13 protein-coding genes are annotated in these 17,714 nt (G+C 60.4%); 9 read left to right on the top strand and 4 right to left on the bottom strand.

Going from position 1 to position 17,714, the window contains the following annotated elements:
* Positions 1-73 precede the first annotated feature (73 nt).
* Entirely contained in the window at positions 74-3,880 is a 3,807-nt protein-coding gene (locus J4721_RS06715; RefSeq protein ID WP_211002431.1) for an efflux RND transporter permease subunit, read from the bottom strand.
* Complete coding sequence (locus tag J4721_RS06710; RefSeq protein WP_211002432.1) at positions 3,877-5,169, bottom strand: efflux RND transporter periplasmic adaptor subunit; 1,293 nt, start codon at positions 5,167-5,169, stop codon at positions 3,877-3,879. Before J4721_RS06710 ends, J4721_RS06715 begins: the two co-directional genes overlap by 4 nt.
* A 297-nt stretch (positions 5,170-5,466) precedes the next feature.
* On the opposite strand from J4721_RS06710, the gene J4721_RS06705 reads away from it, so the two are divergent.
* From J4721_RS06705 to J4721_RS06685, 5 genes are all read left to right on the top strand, one after another.
* The gene (locus tag J4721_RS06705; RefSeq protein WP_014880268.1) at positions 5,467-6,138 is read left to right on the top strand and encodes a tetratricopeptide repeat protein; all 672 of its coding nucleotides are present in this window, start codon (positions 5,467-5,469) and stop codon (positions 6,136-6,138) included.
* A gap of 66 nt (positions 6,139-6,204) precedes the next feature.
* The gene (locus J4721_RS06700) at positions 6,205-7,527 is read left to right on the top strand and encodes a PQQ-like beta-propeller repeat protein (RefSeq protein ID WP_211002433.1); all 1,323 of its coding nucleotides are present in this window, start codon (positions 6,205-6,207) and stop codon (positions 7,525-7,527) included.
* Between the two features lie 99 nt (positions 7,528-7,626).
* A complete protein-coding gene (der, locus tag J4721_RS06695) occupies positions 7,627-9,087 on the top strand; it encodes a ribosome biogenesis GTPase Der (RefSeq protein WP_027247149.1) in 1,461 nt (486 codons plus the stop codon).
* A gap of 302 nt (positions 9,088-9,389) precedes the next feature.
* Positions 9,390-10,403, top strand: coding sequence for a fatty acid desaturase (locus J4721_RS06690; RefSeq protein ID WP_211002434.1), 1,014 nt, complete (start codon positions 9,390-9,392; stop codon positions 10,401-10,403).
* A complete protein-coding gene (locus tag J4721_RS06685; RefSeq protein WP_211002435.1) occupies positions 10,400-11,083 on the top strand; it encodes a helix-hairpin-helix domain-containing protein in 684 nt (227 codons plus the stop codon). The genes J4721_RS06690 and J4721_RS06685 overlap by 4 nt, the downstream gene beginning before the upstream one ends.
* Positions 11,084-11,172: 89 nt before the next feature.
* Here the strand turns inward: J4721_RS06685 and serS are convergent, their stop codons facing one another.
* Together serS and J4721_RS19895 are read right to left on the bottom strand one after the other, a co-directional pair.
* Entirely contained in the window at positions 11,173-12,465 is a 1,293-nt protein-coding gene (serS, locus tag J4721_RS06680) for a serine--tRNA ligase (RefSeq protein ID WP_102883568.1), read from the bottom strand.
* Positions 12,466-12,561: 96 nt separating this feature from the next.
* Positions 12,562-13,977 (bottom strand): pentapeptide repeat-containing protein, encoded by a 1,416-nt coding sequence (locus J4721_RS19895; RefSeq protein ID WP_211002436.1) that lies wholly within the window; start codon positions 13,975-13,977, stop codon positions 12,562-12,564.
* 176 nt (positions 13,978-14,153) lie between these two features.
* Between J4721_RS19895 and yajC the strand changes: the two genes are divergently transcribed.
* The 4 genes from yajC (at position 14,154) to J4721_RS06655 (ending at position 17,626) form a co-directional block, all read left to right on the top strand.
* Positions 14,154-14,438 carry a preprotein translocase subunit YajC gene (yajC, locus tag J4721_RS06670; protein WP_014874916.1) on the top strand — a complete coding sequence of 95 codons (285 nt, stop codon included), beginning with the start codon at positions 14,154-14,156 and terminating at the stop codon, positions 14,436-14,438.
* Between the two features lie 34 nt (positions 14,439-14,472).
* A complete protein-coding gene (gene secD / locus J4721_RS06665; protein ID WP_027247154.1) occupies positions 14,473-16,134 on the top strand; it encodes a protein translocase subunit SecD in 1,662 nt (553 codons plus the stop codon).
* 1 nt (position 16,135) lies between these two features.
* Entirely contained in the window at positions 16,136-17,104 is a 969-nt protein-coding gene (secF, locus tag J4721_RS06660) for a protein translocase subunit SecF (RefSeq protein WP_014874914.1), read from the top strand.
* A 168-nt stretch (positions 17,105-17,272) separates the two neighbouring features.
* Positions 17,273-17,626: an Mth938-like domain-containing protein gene (locus J4721_RS06655; protein WP_014880259.1), complete on the top strand. Its 354-nt coding sequence runs from the start codon at positions 17,273-17,275 to the stop codon at positions 17,624-17,626.
* The last annotated feature ends 88 nt before the right edge of the window (positions 17,627-17,714 follow it).

Below are 17,714 nucleotides of genomic sequence, written 5' to 3'. Positions count from 1 at the left end.
CTGGGGCGGCTCTGGCGGTGATGATCTGCCTGCCGAAACGAACAACGCCCCGCGAGGGCGGGGCGTTGTCAGATTATTCAGCGGCGCGAAGCGGTGTTGACGGCGGGGTCTCGCGGTCGCCGTCGCGCTCGGTGGTCTTGGCTGGCTGGGTGTCAGGGCCCGGCTCTGCCTCCCAGAGGATTTCCGTGGTGGGCAGGGTGCGGGCCTTGGTGGCCAGCCGCATATCACGGGCAATCCGGCTGGATCGACCACGGGTGATCCGGGCCAGCAGGCGGCCAAGTGCCCCAACGTAGATCCAGAGCCAGACCCGGATCGCCAGCAGTGAGGGCGTGACCAATAGGGTCAGGATCGTTGCGATCCCCAGACCGAAGACCACTGCGGTTGCCAGCTGTTTCCACCACAGCGAGGTCGGGCTGTCGATCGAGTAGCCGCCATTGATGAAGTCGAGGCTGAGCCCGAACATCATCGGTGCCAAACCGGCCATCGTGGTGATGGTGGTCAGCAGAACCGGGCGAATGCGGGCCTCGGCGGTGCGAATGATCGCCTCAATCCGGGGCATCTTCTGGGCGTATTCCTGATAGGTATCGATCAGAACGATATTGTTGTTCACCACGATCCCCGCCAGCGCGACGATGCCGGTGCCGGTCATGATGATGGAGAACGGCTGCTGCATCACCATCATGCCGATCAGCACGCCGGTGGTGGAGAGCACCACCGCCAGAAGCACCAGCACCGAGTTGTAGAAGCTGTTGAACTGCGCCAGCAGGATCACGAACATCAGCGCCAATGCACCAGCAAAGGCTTTCATCAGGAAGGCACCGGATTCGGCCTGCTCTTCCTGATCACCGGTCCATTCCCAGGTAATGTCCTTGGGCAGCGGATCGGTCTCCAGCCATTTGGTCAGTGCGGCGATACGTTCATTGGCGTTGAGTGCGACAACGCGGGCGTCATCGTCCAATGCGCTTTGCACCGCCTCAAGATTATCGGCGCTGGCAAGGCTGCGCAGCTTCAACGGCGCGCCGCTTGGTCCGGTCAGGTCGCTGGCGCTGGTGTCGCTGCCCTCGGCGAAGGATTTGACATAGGCCAGCGTTTCTTCTTCACCGCTGTTCCCGCCGGTGGTGATCACCTTGGATAGGCCGGGCTCGATATCCGCCTTTACGTCATAATAGCGCTGCTGCTGGACACGGTTGATCTGTTCCAGTTTCGGCACCGGCTGGCGGGAGATGAAGTTTGACAGCGGCACCAGACCATCCTCGGTGCGCAGTTTCATCACATCAAGGGTCGAGAGCACGCGGTCCTCTTCCGGCAGGCGGACGCGGATTTCGATTTCCTCATCCGAGCTGTCCACCCGCATGGTATCCAGAAGGATCCCGCGTGTGACCAGCTGCACCATGGCGCCGACACTGGCGACATCGGCGCCGTAGCGGCCGGCCTTTTCGACATCGACGTCGATCTGCCAGTCAATGCCGGGCAGGGGCAGGCTGTCCTCGATCAGGTCCAGACCGGGGGTGTCATCGAACCGGGCACGGGCGGACTGCGTGGCGGCGGTCAGCGTGTCCCAGCGGTCGCCTTTCAGGCGCAGATGGATCGGTTTGCCAGAGGCAGGCCCCTGCGCCAGCGCACGGATCTCAGCCTCGAAACCGGGCAATTTGGCCAGCTCGGTATTGATCTCCTCAATCACGGTGTCGCCGTCGAAATCGGTTGCTGTTACCTCACGGGTGAACCAGCCGTTGAACCAGGTTTCGGTCTGGGTGGGGCGATCTTCCCAAGGGATGATTTCGAATTGCACCTGACCCACGGTGTCGGGCGGTGTCTGCGCGCCAGAGGCATCGGTGTTCAGCCCGCCCTCACCTGCGAAGGAGAAGACATTGACCACCGCCGGATGCGACAGGATGACCTGTTCGGTCTGGCGCACCATCTCGTCCTCTTCCATCAGCGAGGTATTGCCGCGTGCCCGGACATAGGCAGTGGCCTGTTCCGGTTCGGATTCGACAAAGAACTCAACGCCGTAGTTGTTGGTTGAGAAGAGCGTGAACACGGTCATGATGGAGAAGGCAACAGCCCCGATGGCGACAAGCGGCATCACCGGATTGCCGACAATGAACTTGATGAAATGACCGAAGGGGGTGTGTTTGTAACCCGCGCCGACGGATGTCTCGCGGCGGTGCAGGCTGGCAGCCCCCAGCGTGACAGAGGCGCCGAAGGAGGCCAGCACGAAGATCAGCGCGCCAAAGATCAGCGCGGCGACATCCGACACATCCGCAGGCAGCAGGTAGCTGCCGTTGAGCATCTGCATCGCCCCTGCAAACATGCCCCAAAGCATGACAGGCACCAGCGCGGCCCGCAGCCACCAGGGCGCAACGGCGCGCAACCCATCGGAGAGGTTCTCAAACAGGCGGCTCATCCGACCGGTAACGCCGCCCATGACGGGCAGGTAGATCAGCGCCACCACCAGCGACGCAGACAGAACGAAGATCAGGGTGACCGGCAGCATGCCCATGAATTCACCGGGGACACCTGGCCAGAACAGCATCGGCAGGAAGGCACAGAGCGTGGTCGCGGTGGAGGACACCACCGGCCAGAACATGCGCTGCGCCGCCTCGACATAGGCATGCATCGGGCCGCTGCCCTCTTTGATGCGCTTGTCAGCGTATTCAACCACCACGATGGCGCCATCCACCAGCATGCCCACTGCAAGGATCAGACCAAACATCACGATGTTGGAGATGCTGATCCCCATCACCGCAAGCAACGCAAAGCAGAGCAGGAAGGAGGTCGGGATCGCAAAGCCGACCAGCAGGGCAGCCCGGCTGCCAAGCGCCGACAGCACCACGATCATCACCAGTGCGACAGCGGTCAGAACCGAGCCTTCCAGCTGGCCGACCATGGAGGCCACAACGCGGCTTTGGTCGTTTGAGGTGCCGACGGAGACAGCGGCTGTCAATTCCGGCGGCCATTTGGTTTTGGCTTCGGCGAGGGTTTCCTTCACCAGGTCCACTGTGTCGATCAGGTTGTAGCCCTTCCGCTTCACCACCTGCAGGGCAACGGTGTCCTCCCCGTTGAAACGGGCGGTGCCGCGACGATCCTCGAAGGTGAAGTTGATGGTTGCCAGCTCTCCCAGAGTGACAACGCGGTCTCCATTGGTCTTGATCGGCAGTTCGTAGATATCGCGCACCTCATCAAATGAGGAGGGGATCTTCACCGAGAAGGTGCCCTGATTGCTCTCGACTTCGCCCGCTGCAATCAGCTGGTTGTTGTTCTGCACAACGGTGATCAGCTCAAGCGCTGTGACGTTATAGGCCTCCAGCCGCAGCGGATCGATCAGCACCTCGACCATCTCGTCGCGATTGCCGGCGATCCCGGCTTCAAGCACAGGTTCCAGCGCCTCAAGATCGTCCTGCAGGTCCTTGGCAATCCGCGCCATTGTGCGTTCCGGCACGGCGCCGGTCAGGTTGACGATAACGATGGGGAATTCGGAGAAGTTGATTTCGTTGATCGTGTATTTCTCGGCACCTTCGGGGAAGTCCGCCTCGGCGGCATCCATCGCATCGCGGACGTCGGCCATGATCGCGGTCTTGTCCCAGCCGAAATCGAACTCCAGCGCCACACCGCCATAGCCTTCGGCGGCGGTGGAGGACATTTTATCGAGCCCGTCCAGATCAGCCAGCTCGGTCTCCATCACCTTGACCAGCAGCGTTTCGGCATCCTCAGCAGAGATGCCGGGGAAGGGGACAGAGATGAACAGAGCCGGGATTTCGATGTCCGGCTCGCCCTCTTTCGGGAGGCTGGCATAGGCAAAGCCGCCGACCAGCAGCGAGATGGCAATGAATGCCAGGATCATACGGGCCCGTTCTGCGGCCCAGCTGACGATACCGGTCATTGGGATACCTCTTTATAGGTGGGCGCAACAGAGACGCCCGCAACAACAAAATCTTGTCCCACAACAATCACATCGGCCTGTTCCGGCAGGCCGCCCAGCCAAACGCCACTTGCTTCGTCGCGCAGCAGCTGGATGGGGTAGAACCCGACGGTCATGTCATCTTCTACCACACGCACGCCCAATTGACCGTCGTTATTCAGGGTCAGCGCCGACTGCGGCAGGTAATGGGCCTTGGAGCCTTCGGCAGAGATCACGATGTCGGCGGTCTGGCCGTCGCGGATTGCCAGATCCGGGTTGGGCACGGTGATTTCGACCTCAAAGGTGCGGGTAGTCGGGTCGGCGGAGCGGCTGATAAAGGTCACCTTGCCCTCAACATTGCGGCCATTGGCCAGCTCAGCGCGCGCGCCCGCTCCGATGGTGACGCGGTTCACCTCGGTTTCAGGCACATAGCCAACCAGTTTGATGGTCTCCAGCTGGATCACGGTCGCACAGAGGCTGCCGGGCTGCATCAGGCTGCCCAGCTCGGCGGTGTCGCTTTCCAGTAGCCCGTCGAAGGGGGCCAGAATATCCAGACGCGCCAGTTCCTTCTCGGCGGCGGCGACTTGGGCTGAGGCAGCCTCAATCCCCGCACTGGTGGTCTCCAGACCGGTTTCCGCAGTGGCCACGCCAGCCACCGCCGAGCGCTCTGCGGCCTGGGATGAGGCCAGGCGGGTTTCGGAGGCAAAGCCACCTTCGGAGAGTTTGGCGGCTGCAGTCAGGTTGATCTGTGCTTCCTTGAGGCGGGCGCGGGCCTCGTCCAGACGGGCTCGCGCCTCGGGCACGCGGATTTTCGCCTCGCTCAGCCGGGCCTTCGCCTCCAACAGGGTGGAGGGGCGGGTGCCGGGATCCAGTTTGCACAGAAGATCGCCTGCCTTCACCTGCGCGCCTTTGCGCAGCGGTTCGGACAGCACGGTGGAGGTGGTTTCGGAGCGGACTTCGACCTGGCGAATAGCCTGCGTCTGGCCGCGCAGCACAACCGCGCTGTCGATGCCGCGGGCGGTGCTGCGCAGGGCGACCACTCGGACGCCTGAATTGTCGGCCTTGTCCGCGCCGGCGGCTTGCGGGGCCACAGTTTCTGCTGCTGCGGCGGTTGTTGCGGATGCATCGGTCGGTTCGGAGACATCAGAGGATGCGGTCTCATCGCTGACCTGCTCGCCACGGGCAAAGGCCAGAAGCGCATCCCGCTCAATCACGGCATAATACAGGCCTGCCGTCACAACAGCAGCAGTCATCAGTGGAATTACACGCATCTTGGGCCTTCCTAATACATAGTCATCCCATTCGGGACATATAGAGCCACTCAACAATCATACCATTAATGGGCATGTTCGGGCGAACTGGCGCTAAGTGATATGGGCGATATAAGTATTGTCCATACTAAACTCTGTAGTTCAGTTCACATTTTTTGCCTTTTTGGAGCGGTTTGTGCCCATACCGGGGTATCAGGGCCACTTGGCTTGGCATCGGTTGCACTGTAAGAGAAGCAGAACACAGGAAACTTTCCGGCGACTGCGGGGGCGGTTGCGGGATCTGCCAGGGGCATTTTCATGAGCGACACCGACAGCTTTATCGATGAGGTGACAGAAGAGGTCCGCCGCGATCGCCTGTTCAAGATGCTCAAACGTTATGGCTGGATTGGCGGCATTGCGGTGGTGCTGATCGTTGGTGGCGCCGCCTTGCGCGAATATAACCGGGCCCAGACCGAAGCGGCATCCCAGGCGCTTGGCGATCAGATGATTGCGGCGCTGGACAGTGATGACAGTGCGGCACGGGCGACGGCCCTGGATGCGATCACCGCTGAGACCGCAGGTGGCGATACCGTTTTGAAGCTGTTGCAGGCGGGTGCTTTGGCGGATGCCGGAGACCGTGCGGCGGCTGTTGAACGGCTGAATGCGGTTGCGCGCAACGGGGAAATGCCACTGATCTATCGTCACATCGCGACGTTCAAGGCGCTTGGCCTGCAGCAGGAGAGCCTGCCCGCGGCAGATCGCCGGATTCAGTTCGAGGCGCTGGCCCAGCCGGGCGCGCCGCTGGCGCTGCTGGCACAGGAACAGCTGGCACTGATTGATATCGAAGAGGATAACACAGACGCCGCCATTTCGCGGTTGCAGGAGATTATTGCCTCCGCCGGTGTCACCTCGGACTTGAAAGACCGTGCTTCGCAAGTGATTGTGGCGCTTGGGGGAGCGCTGGAGCCGGTGTCGGCGACAGAAGGCTAAGATCAATTCGGCGCCGATGGGCGCCACGACAAACGTGCAGTAAAAGTGCAGTAATGGGGCAGGGCAATGATGGCAGTAACAAGCTTTTGGAGCGCGAGGGGCATTCTGACGGGAACCGCAGTGGCGTTGATCCTGTCCGCCTGCGCCGAGCCTGAGGTCATCCTGCGCGGCGAGCGTCTGGATTTGCGCGATGACAGCGTCACGGTTGTCAGTAATGAGACCCGCGCCATTGCGCTGCCTGCAACACGCAACAATGCCAGCTGGCCACAAGGGCCGGGTGTCGAAGGGCTGCGTCCCGCACATCCGGCGCTGGCCGCTGCGCCAAACGCGATCTGGTCCACCTCCATCGGCGACGGGGACAGCCGCCGCCAGCGCATCACCGCCACACCGGTTGTGGGCGATGGTCGCATCTACACGCTGGACAGTGGCGCCAAGGTTTCGGCCGTCAGCCCGGCAGGGGCGTTGCAGTGGCAAAGCGAGCTGCTGCCTGCGTCTGACAGTTCAGGGCAGGCAACCGGTGGCGGCTTGGCCTATGATGGTGGCGTGCTCTATGTGTCTTCCGGCTATGGCGTGCTGACCGCTCTTGATGCGGCCAGCGGTGCAACCATCTGGCGGCAGGAGCTGGAGGCCACCGGCTCCGGTCAGCCTACTGTGCGCGACGGTCTGGTCTATCTGGTGGCGGGGGATGATACCGGCTGGGCGGTCCACGCCAAGGATGGCCGCATTGCCTGGCAGGTTCAGGCCACACCCAGCCCGTCGAACATTCTGGGCGCACCGGCGCCTGCGGTCACATCTGATCTGGCGATCTTTGCCTTTGGCTCGGGCGACCTGACCGCGACCTTCCGCAAAGGTGGTCTGCGGCGCTGGAATGCCTCGGTTGCGGGCAAGCGGATTGGCCGGACAATTTCCCGCATCAGCGATGTCACCGGCGCGCCCGTCGTGTCCGGCAACCGGATGTATGTCGGCAACCAGTCGGGGCGCACGGCGGCTTTTGACCTTGGTTCCGGAGATCGTTTGTGGACGGCCCCTCATGGCGCGGTGGATCCGGTCTGGGCGGTTGCGGGCAATGTGTTCCTGATCAGCGACCTTGGCCAATTGGTGCGGCTGGATGCTGACAGTGGTGATGCAATCTGGGCCACGAACCTGCCCGGATACCTCAAGGATAAACCCCGTAAACGCGGCGCGGTGGTGGCCCATCACGGGCCGGTTCTGGCCGGTGGTCAGGTGGTGGTTGCGTCCAACGACGGGCTGTTGCGCTTCTTCAGCCCCGAAAGCGGCGCACTGCTGCGCAGTGTGGCGGTGCCCGGCGGCGCCAGCACCGCGCCCGTTGTGGCGAATGGGACGCTTTATGTTGTCTCCACCAAGGGTGAATTGCACGCTTTCCGATAGCGCTTTGATGCGGTAGGAGAGATTTACGCAGCGATGTGCTCTGGCAGGGCGCGCGCAGATGCGCTATGGGGCGCGTCTGAATCGCAGAAAGTTGGTCTGATGTCTTTTACCCTCGCTATTGTGGGCCGCCCGAATGTGGGCAAATCCACATTGTTCAATCGTCTCGTCGGCAAGCGGCTGGCGCTGGTGGATGACCAGCCCGGCGTCACGCGCGATCTGCGCGAAGGGGAAGCGCGTCTCGGCGATCTGCGCTTTACCGTGGTGGACACCGCCGGTCTGGAAGATGCCACCGACAACTCGCTGGAAGGGCGGATGCGCCGCCTGACCGAGCGGGCCGTTGATATGGCCGACGTTTGCCTGTTCATGATTGATGCACGCGTTGGCGTAACGCCCATCGACCAGATGTTTGCGGAAATCCTGCGCAAGAAATCCGCCCATGTGATTCTGGCTGCCAACAAGGCCGAGGGCAACGCCGCTGATGCCGGTGTGCTGGACGCCTGGGGGTTGGGTCTGGGAGAGCCGATCCGCCTGTCCGGTGAGCATGGCGAAGGTCTGAACGATCTTTATTCGCAGCTGATGCCCTTGGCGGATGAGTTCGAAGAACGCGCTAAGGATGACAGCCCAGAGATTGACGTCGCTCTGGACGAAGACGATGACGAAGAAGATCTGTCGGTGCCGATGCCAACCCGCAACAAACCGTTGCAGGTTGCTGTTGTTGGGCGTCCGAATGCGGGTAAATCCACGCTGATCAACAAGATCCTCGGTGAGGACCGTCTGCTGACCGGGCCCGAGGCCGGGATCACCCGCGATGCGATCTCGCTACAGATCGACTGGCAGGATGTGCCCATGCGGATCTTCGATACCGCGGGTATGCGCAAGAAGGCCAAGGTGCAGGAAAAGCTGGAGAAGCTCTCCGTGTCCGACGGCCTGCGCGCGGTAAAGTTTGCCGAGGTTGTGGTGGTCCTGCTGGACGCGGCAATTCCGTTTGAACAGCAGGATCTGCGCATTGCCGATCTGGCCGAGCGCGAAGGTCGCGCGGTGGTGGTCGCGGTGAACAAATGGGACATTGAGGACGAAAAGCAGGAGAAACTGCGCAACCTCAAGGAAGCTTTTGACCGGCTTCTGCCGCAGTTGCGCGGCGCGCCGCTGATCACCGTGTCGGCCAAAACCGGCAAGGGGCTGGACCGGCTGCACGCCGCCATCATGCGTGCCTATGACGTCTGGAACCGCCGGATACCAACAGCTGCGCTGAACCGCTGGCTGACGGGGATGCTGGAACAGCACCCGCCGCCAGCCCCGCAGGGCAAGCGGATCAAGCTGCGCTATATGACCCAGGCCAAGACCCGTCCGCCGGGCTTTGTGGTGATGTGTTCGCATCCCGACAAGATGCCCGAGAGTTACAATCGTTATCTGGTCAACGGGTTGCGGCAGGACTTTGATATGCCGGGCTCGCCGATCCGTCTGACGCTGCGCTCGCAGTCGGACAAGAACCCCTACAAGGGCAAGAAAAAGGCGCCGCCGTCGAAGCTGCGCAAACATCTGGAAGGCCGCCGCAACTAAGCGCGCAGGTGCCTGCTCCAAGAATGACAAGAGGCAGCTTTCCATGTTGGAGGCTGCCTTTTTTCATGGCAAGCGCGGGTTTGCGCCTGCGCTGACTACGTAGAATTTGACCGCAAGCCATTGGCCTTGCTAGGCTTCACTGTAATTTATTGAAATGCCGGTGGGCTGTTGCCAAGTTTGTTAGGCGCGGTATGGCCATGACCGGGATATTAACAGTGGCGTCGGGGCGCCGCGCGCTTGGTGACATATCACCTGAGGGTCGCGTCATCGTGGCGTCACACTGCATCTCTAGGGAACATCCCATGGATTTGAGAGCATATACGCGGACATATTGTGACAAGGACAACCGGCTGGCTGCACTCAGCTATTTCGGGACATTTGCAGTCTACTTCCTGTCGCTGACGGTTGCGATCCGCTACGCCGAGATCTGGTATCTGACGCTGCCTGCGGGGGGCGTGTTTGCCTTTGCGGCGGTGCGGCTATACGTGCTGCAACATGACACCGGGCATCATTCGCTGTTTGAAACCCGGATCCAGAATGAAGTTGCCGGTCATGTGCTGTCGCCCTTCACCTTTGCCCCGTTTGAGGTGATGAAACAGAACCACAATGAGCATCATGCCTATGTTGGTAATCTGGAACACCGCGAGTCCGGTGAGATCCACACCATGACGCTGCGCGAATGGCAGGCGGCAGGCTGGGCACAGCGACTGGCTTATCGGCTGTATCGCAACCCCCTTGTGCTGGTGCCGTTGGGGGCAGCGTTCACCTATTTCATCCGCTACCGCTGGCCGAAGAACACGCTGCGCTTTGGTGTCTTGGGGGTGGTGCTGCACAATGTAGTGATCGTGCTGCTGCTTGTGCTGCTCTACGCCATCGCGGGTACGACCGGTGTCCTGGTCTGGCTTGGGTTTTCCTTTTTGGGGGGCATGATCGGCGTGTTCCTGGTTTATCTGCAGCACAATTTCGAGGACACTTATTGGGATCGCCGGCCTGACCTCAACCCGCAGGTTGCGGCGCTTCAGGGATCATCCTGCCTCGATTTTGGCTGGTTTTTTGACTTTGCAGTCGCCAATATCACGCTTCATGATATTCACCATTTTAACGCCCGCATTCCCAGTTACCGGCTGCGCCGCTGCCACCACAACCTGCCGCCGGAGATTGCACCGCGCCGGATCAAATTTGGCGAGGCGATCCGCGCCATGGGGCTAAAGCTTTGGGACGAGGATCAGCAGCGGCTGGTGCCATTCCCGCCAGCTAATGCGCCGGGGACACTGGTCACGGCCACTGGGCAAACCAACACGCAGGAGCCTTCATGACATCTATCGCCAAACTTCCCGGTGTCGGCCCCGCGCTGGCCCGGATCTTATCGGAAAACGGCTACGCCACGATCGAGGCTGTGGCTGGAAAATCGCCAGAGGAGCTGAGTAAGATCCCCAGGATCGGCAAGCTGCGTGCGGCGCGACTGTCCGCAGAGGCACAGAAGGCGCAAGCAGAGGCCAGCCCGGAGCGTGGCCAACCCGCCCGCCGCGCCAATGGTGCCGCACCGACAGCGCCGAATGGCGCAACGCCGGAGCAACCTGCCGACCGCGCCGAGGCCGATAAACTCAGTTCCGCGCTGGCCGCTGCCGAGGCCGCCCGTCGTGCGGCAGAGGCCAAGGCGGAGAAAGCGGTTCTGAAAGCGAAGAAATCCGCCAGGAAAGCCGCCGCCCTTGCCGAGGAATTTGCCGCCGCAAAGGTGAAAGCCAAGGCGAAGGCCAAGCGGGTGAAGGCAAAGGCCAAACGCGCGATTGAAAAGGAAAAGGCCAAGGCGAAGGCCATCCTTGAGGCTAAGCATAACCCGAAGAAAGAGGCGCCCAAGAAAGACAGCGGCAAGAAAGATCCATCCAGGAAAGAGCCGACCAAGAAGGTCTCCGCCAAGAAGGACGGAGTAAAGAAGCCGATGACCAAGAAGCAGGGGGAGCCGAGCGTTCCTGCGAAGGGGAAGAAAAAGAAATAGCGCCGCCGGGACACTGTGCTGTGAACAAAGAAAACCGACGCTGTGAGGCGTCGGTTTTTTACTTCTTATTAAGATGTTGGGTATGGTTATTAAACCAGATCACCTGCCGCCGTCAGGGTCAGGTGTCCGCCCAGATAGGGCGCCAGAACCTCGGGCAGTTTGACGGATCCGTCTTCCTGCTGGCCGTTTTCCAACACCGCAATCAGGCAACGGCCTACCGCAAGGCCGGAGCCGTTCAGCGTGTGCAGATATTCCGGCTTGCCACCGTCCGCGGGTTTGAACCGGGCGTTCATGCGGCGGGCCTGGAAATCACCGGTGGTAGAGACCGAAGAAATCTCGCGGTAGGTGTTCTGACCGGGCACCCAGGCCTCGATGTCAAAGGTGCGGCGCGCGCCAAAGCCCATGTCACCGGTGCACAGCACCACGGTGCGATAGGGGATGCCCAGTTTTTCAAGGATCCCCTCGGCGCAGCGCAGCATACGCTTCTGTTCATCGTCGGATTTGGTCGGATGCACGACAGAGACCATTTCGACCTTCTCGAACTGGTGCTGACGCAGCATGCCGGAGGTGTCTTTGCCAGCGCTGCCCGCCTCGGAGCGGAAACACAGCGTATGCGCGGTCATGCGGATCGGCAGGGCGGCCTCATCAAGCGTGTCGCCCGCAACGGAATAGGTCAGCGGCACCTCGGAGGTGGGCACCAGCCACCAGCCATTGGTGGTCTGATAGCTGTCATCGCCGAATTTCGGCAGCTTATCGGTGCCATACATCGCCTCATCGCGCACCAGAACCGGGGAGTTCACCTCGGTCAGGCCGTTCTCATCCACATGGGTGTCGACCATGAACTGCGCTAGCGCACGGTGGATGCGGGCCACGGCGCCCTTCAGCAGCACAAAGCGCGCGCCGGAGATCTTCGCCGCAGTCTCAAAGTCCATCGCGGCAGAGACGCCTTTGATGTCAAAATGCTCTTTCGGGTCAAAGGCGAAATTGGGGATTGCGCCCCATTTGCTGACCTCGACATTGTCGTCTTCATCCGCGCCCTGCGGCACGTCCTCGGCGGGCAGGTTGGGGATGCGCGCCAGCACGTCGGTGAGCTTGGCGTCCAGCTCCTTGGCCTCGGTTTGCAGGGCGGCGACTTCGGCTTTCTTGCCGGCCACCTCTGCGCGCAGGCGTTCGAATTCGGCATCGTCCCCCTTGGCCTTGGCCGCACCAATGGCCTTGGCTGCCTTGTTCTGATCGGCCTGCGCGGTTTCAGCCGCCTGGATTTTGGCCCGGCGGGATTCATCCAGCGCCAGGATGTCAGAGGACATCGCCGCATCCCCACGCCGCGCCAAAGCGGCGTCAAAAGCGGCAGGGTTTTCGCGGATCGCGCGGATGTCATGCATGGGGGTGCTCCTAAAGCGTTGAATCAGTGCCGCCAGCATATGCCGGATGGGGGCGGGAAGGGGAAGAGGGCGCTAGTGATTGGCGAAGTTATTCGCTCATTTGTGTCTTCCATGAAAAGGGAAGTGGCAGAGGTCCAGTTTGATCATTAGGTCGTTGTAGAGAGAGTGGGTTACACCGTCGTCAGAACTATATGGTGACCAAGATCTAAATCCTTTTTCAGACAATTTACGTGACAGGTCATCGGCGCGTTCGGATTCTCCGTCATCTTTTGCATACTCCAATTCCATCCTAAGTTCAGAAATGCTGCCATTTCTGTTTGGCCGAGTGTAGCGTTCGTGAAGTTTGGTATCACTCGTGCCGAAAATCGTATTCATCTGGATATTGTCGCCGAGGTTGAATACACCTGATAAATCAGCACCTGAGACATCAAGCCCCCGCAGAGTTGCCCATCCAAGATGATTGGAGTGAAGTGAACCGACCGGTTGGTTAAGTGTCGCATGTACGAGGATCGCGCCTGTCAGATCACAATCGAGAAATCTCGAATAGTTTAGAGTGCAGTAGTTTAACTCAGCGCCTTGGAAATTCGCCCTCATAAAGTTCGCGCCCTCAATGAGACTGTGGTGGAACATTGCTCCCGAGTAATCGCGTGTAGCGAAGTCCGCACCGGAAAGATTACAGTTTCGCAAGTCCAGTCTGAAGCGCAGAAAAGCTTCTGCTTGTTTTCCCTTCGGTCCACGCCGACCGATTGCTTTTATGGCCATTTGGATGTCGTCCCTCAGTGAAGGAACTCTTTCCAGCTTCCCTGTGGGGCTAGGATCGTCACACATCGCATTGTTTCGGACATAGGCGCAGAGGATCTCGATAATCTGGATGTGAAAATCCAAATTCTCTTTCGCCAGTCTCTCCAGCGCCAAAATCGACCCAATTCGGACTTCGATGTTTGGTTTGGTGATTTCCGCCATGATCGGTTTTTTTAGATCTGGCTCACCATTCGCATCATCTTCGTAGAGCAAAGCACCTTCGGAATCCTGCCTTTGTTGCTTCACTGTTTTTTCCGCCCCCAACCCTTCAACGGCTTTGTTGATCCTGTCCGTGATCAGCCCCTGTTCGGTGGCCGTCGTGTTCCGTTCATTCGTCCACACTCGGATCGAAGCAAAGAATACGGTGGCGGAGCCTGCAAGTATGGCGACTAAGATGCCGATGCTGTGAGCGAGAAAGCGCAGCGCTTCGGCCTGCGGTTCTGCTTTGGCAAGTTCGTTCCCAAGAAGATCGACAAGGCGACGCACGCCCAGCCCGATTTCGACCAGATAAAATGTCATCGCGAGGACAAAGAGTACACCAACCACGATCAACAGCGCGCTGACGTAGTGTCGGCGCAGCCAAACCAATGGTTGCGGGAGCGCGGAGGGTTTGAGGCTTGTCGCCCAGAGAAGCGCATAGACCCCGCCACACAGCGCAATGAAGGTGAAAAACAGCGGGTGGCTGACAATCGCCAGATAGGTGTTGAGCACGAAAATAACCTTGCTGAAAAATGCGCTTTCACCCTCTCACCGCCCCTGCATCGGGTCAACTGCGTTTGCGGTATCAGATAAGGCCCCCTTAGCCTTGCAAAGCCCCGGGCCAGCGCATAGGTTCCCCTGCAAAATTAAGGGCGTCACAAGCGCCTGTCACATAGAAGGAATATCCCATGGATGGTGGCGCACTCGCCCAGTTTCTCCCGCTCATTCTGATTTTTGGCATCATGTACTTCCTGCTGATCCGGCCGCAGCAGAAAAAGCTGAAGACCCATCAATCGATGGTCGAAGCGCTGCGCCGTGGCGATCAGGTGGTGACCCAGGGTGGCATCATCGGCAAGGTGGCCAAGGTCAAGGAAGACGGTGAAATCGAAGTGGAAATCGCCGAGGGTGTCAAAATCCGCGTGATCAAATCCACCATCGCACAGGTTCTGAACAAGACCGAGCCGGCAGCGTAAGTATCCCCGCTTAACCAACTGAAAAGGCAGGGCAATGCTGCAAATTGATCTCTGGAAGCGGGTTCTCATCTGGCTGGTCTGTGTGACCGGCCTTTTGCTTGCCCTGCCAAATGCGTTTTATACGCGCGTCGAGCAGGCCAATGACGCCGCCGCCGAAATAATCGCGAAGGGCGAAAGCCCCGCGCGGCTGGACGTGGCGGGCCAATGGCCGTCGTTCATGCCGTCGTCGCTGGTTAACCTTGGTCTGGACCTGCGCGGTGGCGCGCATCTTCTGGCCGAGGTGAAGGTGGCCGACGTCTACGGCGCGCGGATGGATGCGCTCTGGCCCGAAGTGCGCGACGCGCTGCGCCCTGAGCGCGGTGAGGTTGGCACCTTTCGCCGCCAGCAGGCACCGGAAGGGCAGATTCGTCTGAAGATCTCCAAGCCTGAGGGTATGGCCCGCGCGCTGGAGGTTGTGCGTGGTCTGGCCAATCCGATCACCAGCCTGACTGGCGCCGGGGCCACGGATATCACCGTGTCCGGGACCGGTGACATTCTGACGGTGGAGCTGAGCGAGCAGGAGAAGCTGGCATCTGATGACCGCACCGTGCGTCAGGCACTGGAAATCATCCGCCGCCGGATTGACGAGGTGGGCACCCGTGAGCCGACCATTCAGCGCCAGGGCAGCGATCGGATCCTGATCCAGGTGCCGGGCATCGGGTCGGCGTCTGAGCTGAAAGAGATTATCGGCACCACCGCGCAGCTGACCTTTAACCCCGTCGTAGGGCGCGGCACGGACGCCGATGCCAATGCGGGTGTCGGCAACAAGGTTGTGCCGTCGCTGGACGAAGACGGCGTGTTCTACACCGTTGAGGCCGCACCGGTTGTGACCGGTGAGGAACTGGTGGACGCGCAGCCGTCGTTTGATCAGAACGGCCGACCGGCGGTCAGCTTCCGCTTCAATACCACTGGCGCGCGCAAGTTCGGGGATTATACGGCCGAAAACATCGGTTCGCCCTTTGCCATCGTGCTGGATGAGGAGGTGGTCTCCGCCCCGGTGATCCAGTCGCATATCCCGGGTGGCTCTGGCATTATCACCGGCAACTTCACCATCGAGGAAAGCACCAATATGGCGATCCTGCTGCGTGCAGGTGCGCTGCCTGCGGGGCTGGAGTTCCTGGAAGAGCGGACCATCGGCCCGGAACTGGGTCAGGACAGCATCGACGCGGGCAAGGTTGCGACCATCGTCGCCTTTGTCGGGGTGCTGGTGTTCATGGCGCTGAGCTACGGTCTGTTCGGGGTCTTTGCCAATATCGCGCTGATCCTCAATATTGCGCTTATCTTTGGCGCGCTGAGCCTGATTGGTGCGACGCTGACCCTGCCGGGGATCGCGGGTATCGTTCTGACGGTTGGTATGGCGGTGGATGCCAATGTGCTGATCTTTGAACGGATCCGTGAGGAGCTTAAGGCCGGTCGTGGTCCTGCACGGGCGATTGACGAGGGCTACTCTAAGGCGCTGAGTGCCATTCTTGATGCCAATATCACCACCTTCATCACGGCGGTGATCCTGTTCGCCATGGGGTCCGGCCCGGTGCGTGGCTTTGCGATCACGCTGGGGCTGGGGATCATGACCTCAGTCTTCACCGCGATCTTTGTGACACGGGTGATCATCGTGATGTGGTTTGAACGGCGTCGTCCGAAAACGATCGAGGTATAATATGCGGCTGAAACTTATTCCCGAAAATACCTCGTTTGATTTCTTCAAGCGCTGGAAACTGTGGCTGGGCATCTCTGCCCTGATGATTGTTGTCGGTTTTGCCTCCTTTGCCTTGCAAGGGCTGAATTTCGGCATCGACTTCCGGGGCGGTACAACCATCCGTACCGAAAGCACCACGGAGATTGACGTGGGCACCTATCGTGCTGCGCTGGAGCCGCTGGAGCTGGGCGACATCACCATCAGCGAGGTGTTTGATCCGACATTCGCCGAGGATCAGCATGTCGCCATGGTGCGTATTCAGGCGCAGGCCGATGGCGAGTCTATCTCTGGCGAGGTGATCGCTGATGTGAATGCCGCATTGGATGCGGTGGCACCTGGCATTAAGTTTGTGTCGGTGGAATCCGTAGGTCCCAAGGTTTCGGGTGAGCTGGTGCAGACGGCGGTGCTGGCAGTGGCGCTCGCGATTGGCGCGGTTCTGATCTACATCTGGCTGCGCTTCGAATGGCAGTTTGCACTGGGGGCCGTCGCGGCGCTTGTTCATGACGTCGTTCTGACCATCGGCGTGTTCTCGGAACTGCAGATCAAGTTCGATCTGGCCATCATCGCGGCGCTGCTGACCATCGTCGGCTATTCGCTTAATGATACCGTGGTGGTTTTTGACCGGGTTCGCGAGAACCTGCGCCGCTACAAGAAGAAGCCGCTGGCCGAGGTTCTGAACATCTCGATCAACGAAACCCTCAGCCGGACGGTGATGACCTCGGTGACTACATTGCTGGCGCTGATCTCGCTTTATGTTCTGGGCGGCGACGTGATCCGGGGCTTTGTCTTTGCAATGATCTGGGGCGTCATCATCGGTACCTATTCGTCGATCTTCGTGGCCTCCACCATCCTGCTGTGGCTGGGCGTGAAACGCGACTGGACCAAACCGTCGAACACCGCAGGCAATCAGTTCGCCAATATCGACGCCTGAGCCTTCGGGCAGATTTCAAATGTCAGAGGCCGCATCCCACACGGGTGCGGCCTCTTTTTATTGGCATCAGCCGGGCTGGTGTTTTGTCAGGGGGGCGAACATGTTATGCAGCCGGGCAGGGCGCAGCACCACGCGCCCGCCGCCGACCACGAACAGAGGATGCACGCCATGCGTTTGAACGAAGTTGCCTATACGGACGCCCTGCCAATTGACGGCTACGGGCCGGGTTTCTTTCGCGTGGGCGGTGAGGTGCATCAGGGTCATATCCTGACCGGGGCAACCGGGACCACGGGGTGGGGCGGCTATGAGGACGCTGACCCGCTATTGGCGCTTGTCGGTGAGGTTGATGTGCTGTTCATCGGCACCGGGGCCGAGGTCGCGCATATCCCCGCAAGCCTGCGTCAGCAGCTGGAAGGGGCCGGGATCGGGGTTGAGGCGATGAACTCTCCCGCGGCCTGCCGCACCTATAACGTCCTCCTGTCCGAGGGGCGCCGGATCGCCCTTGCGGCCCTTGCGGTCTGACACACTGCAGTTGTGAGCCGGGGCTTGATCTTGCGCAAGGACAGGTCGCCCCGGATCGGGTTTTTCGACAGGAACCAAAGAGGTAGGC

It is taken from the genome of Phaeobacter sp. HS011 (genome assembly GCF_018101215.1).
Classification (GTDB): Bacteria; Pseudomonadota; Alphaproteobacteria; order Rhodobacterales; family Rhodobacteraceae; genus Phaeobacter; species Phaeobacter inhibens.
Note: the sequence above shows the minus strand (reverse complement) of the source record. Positions and strands in the feature narration are given on the sequence as shown.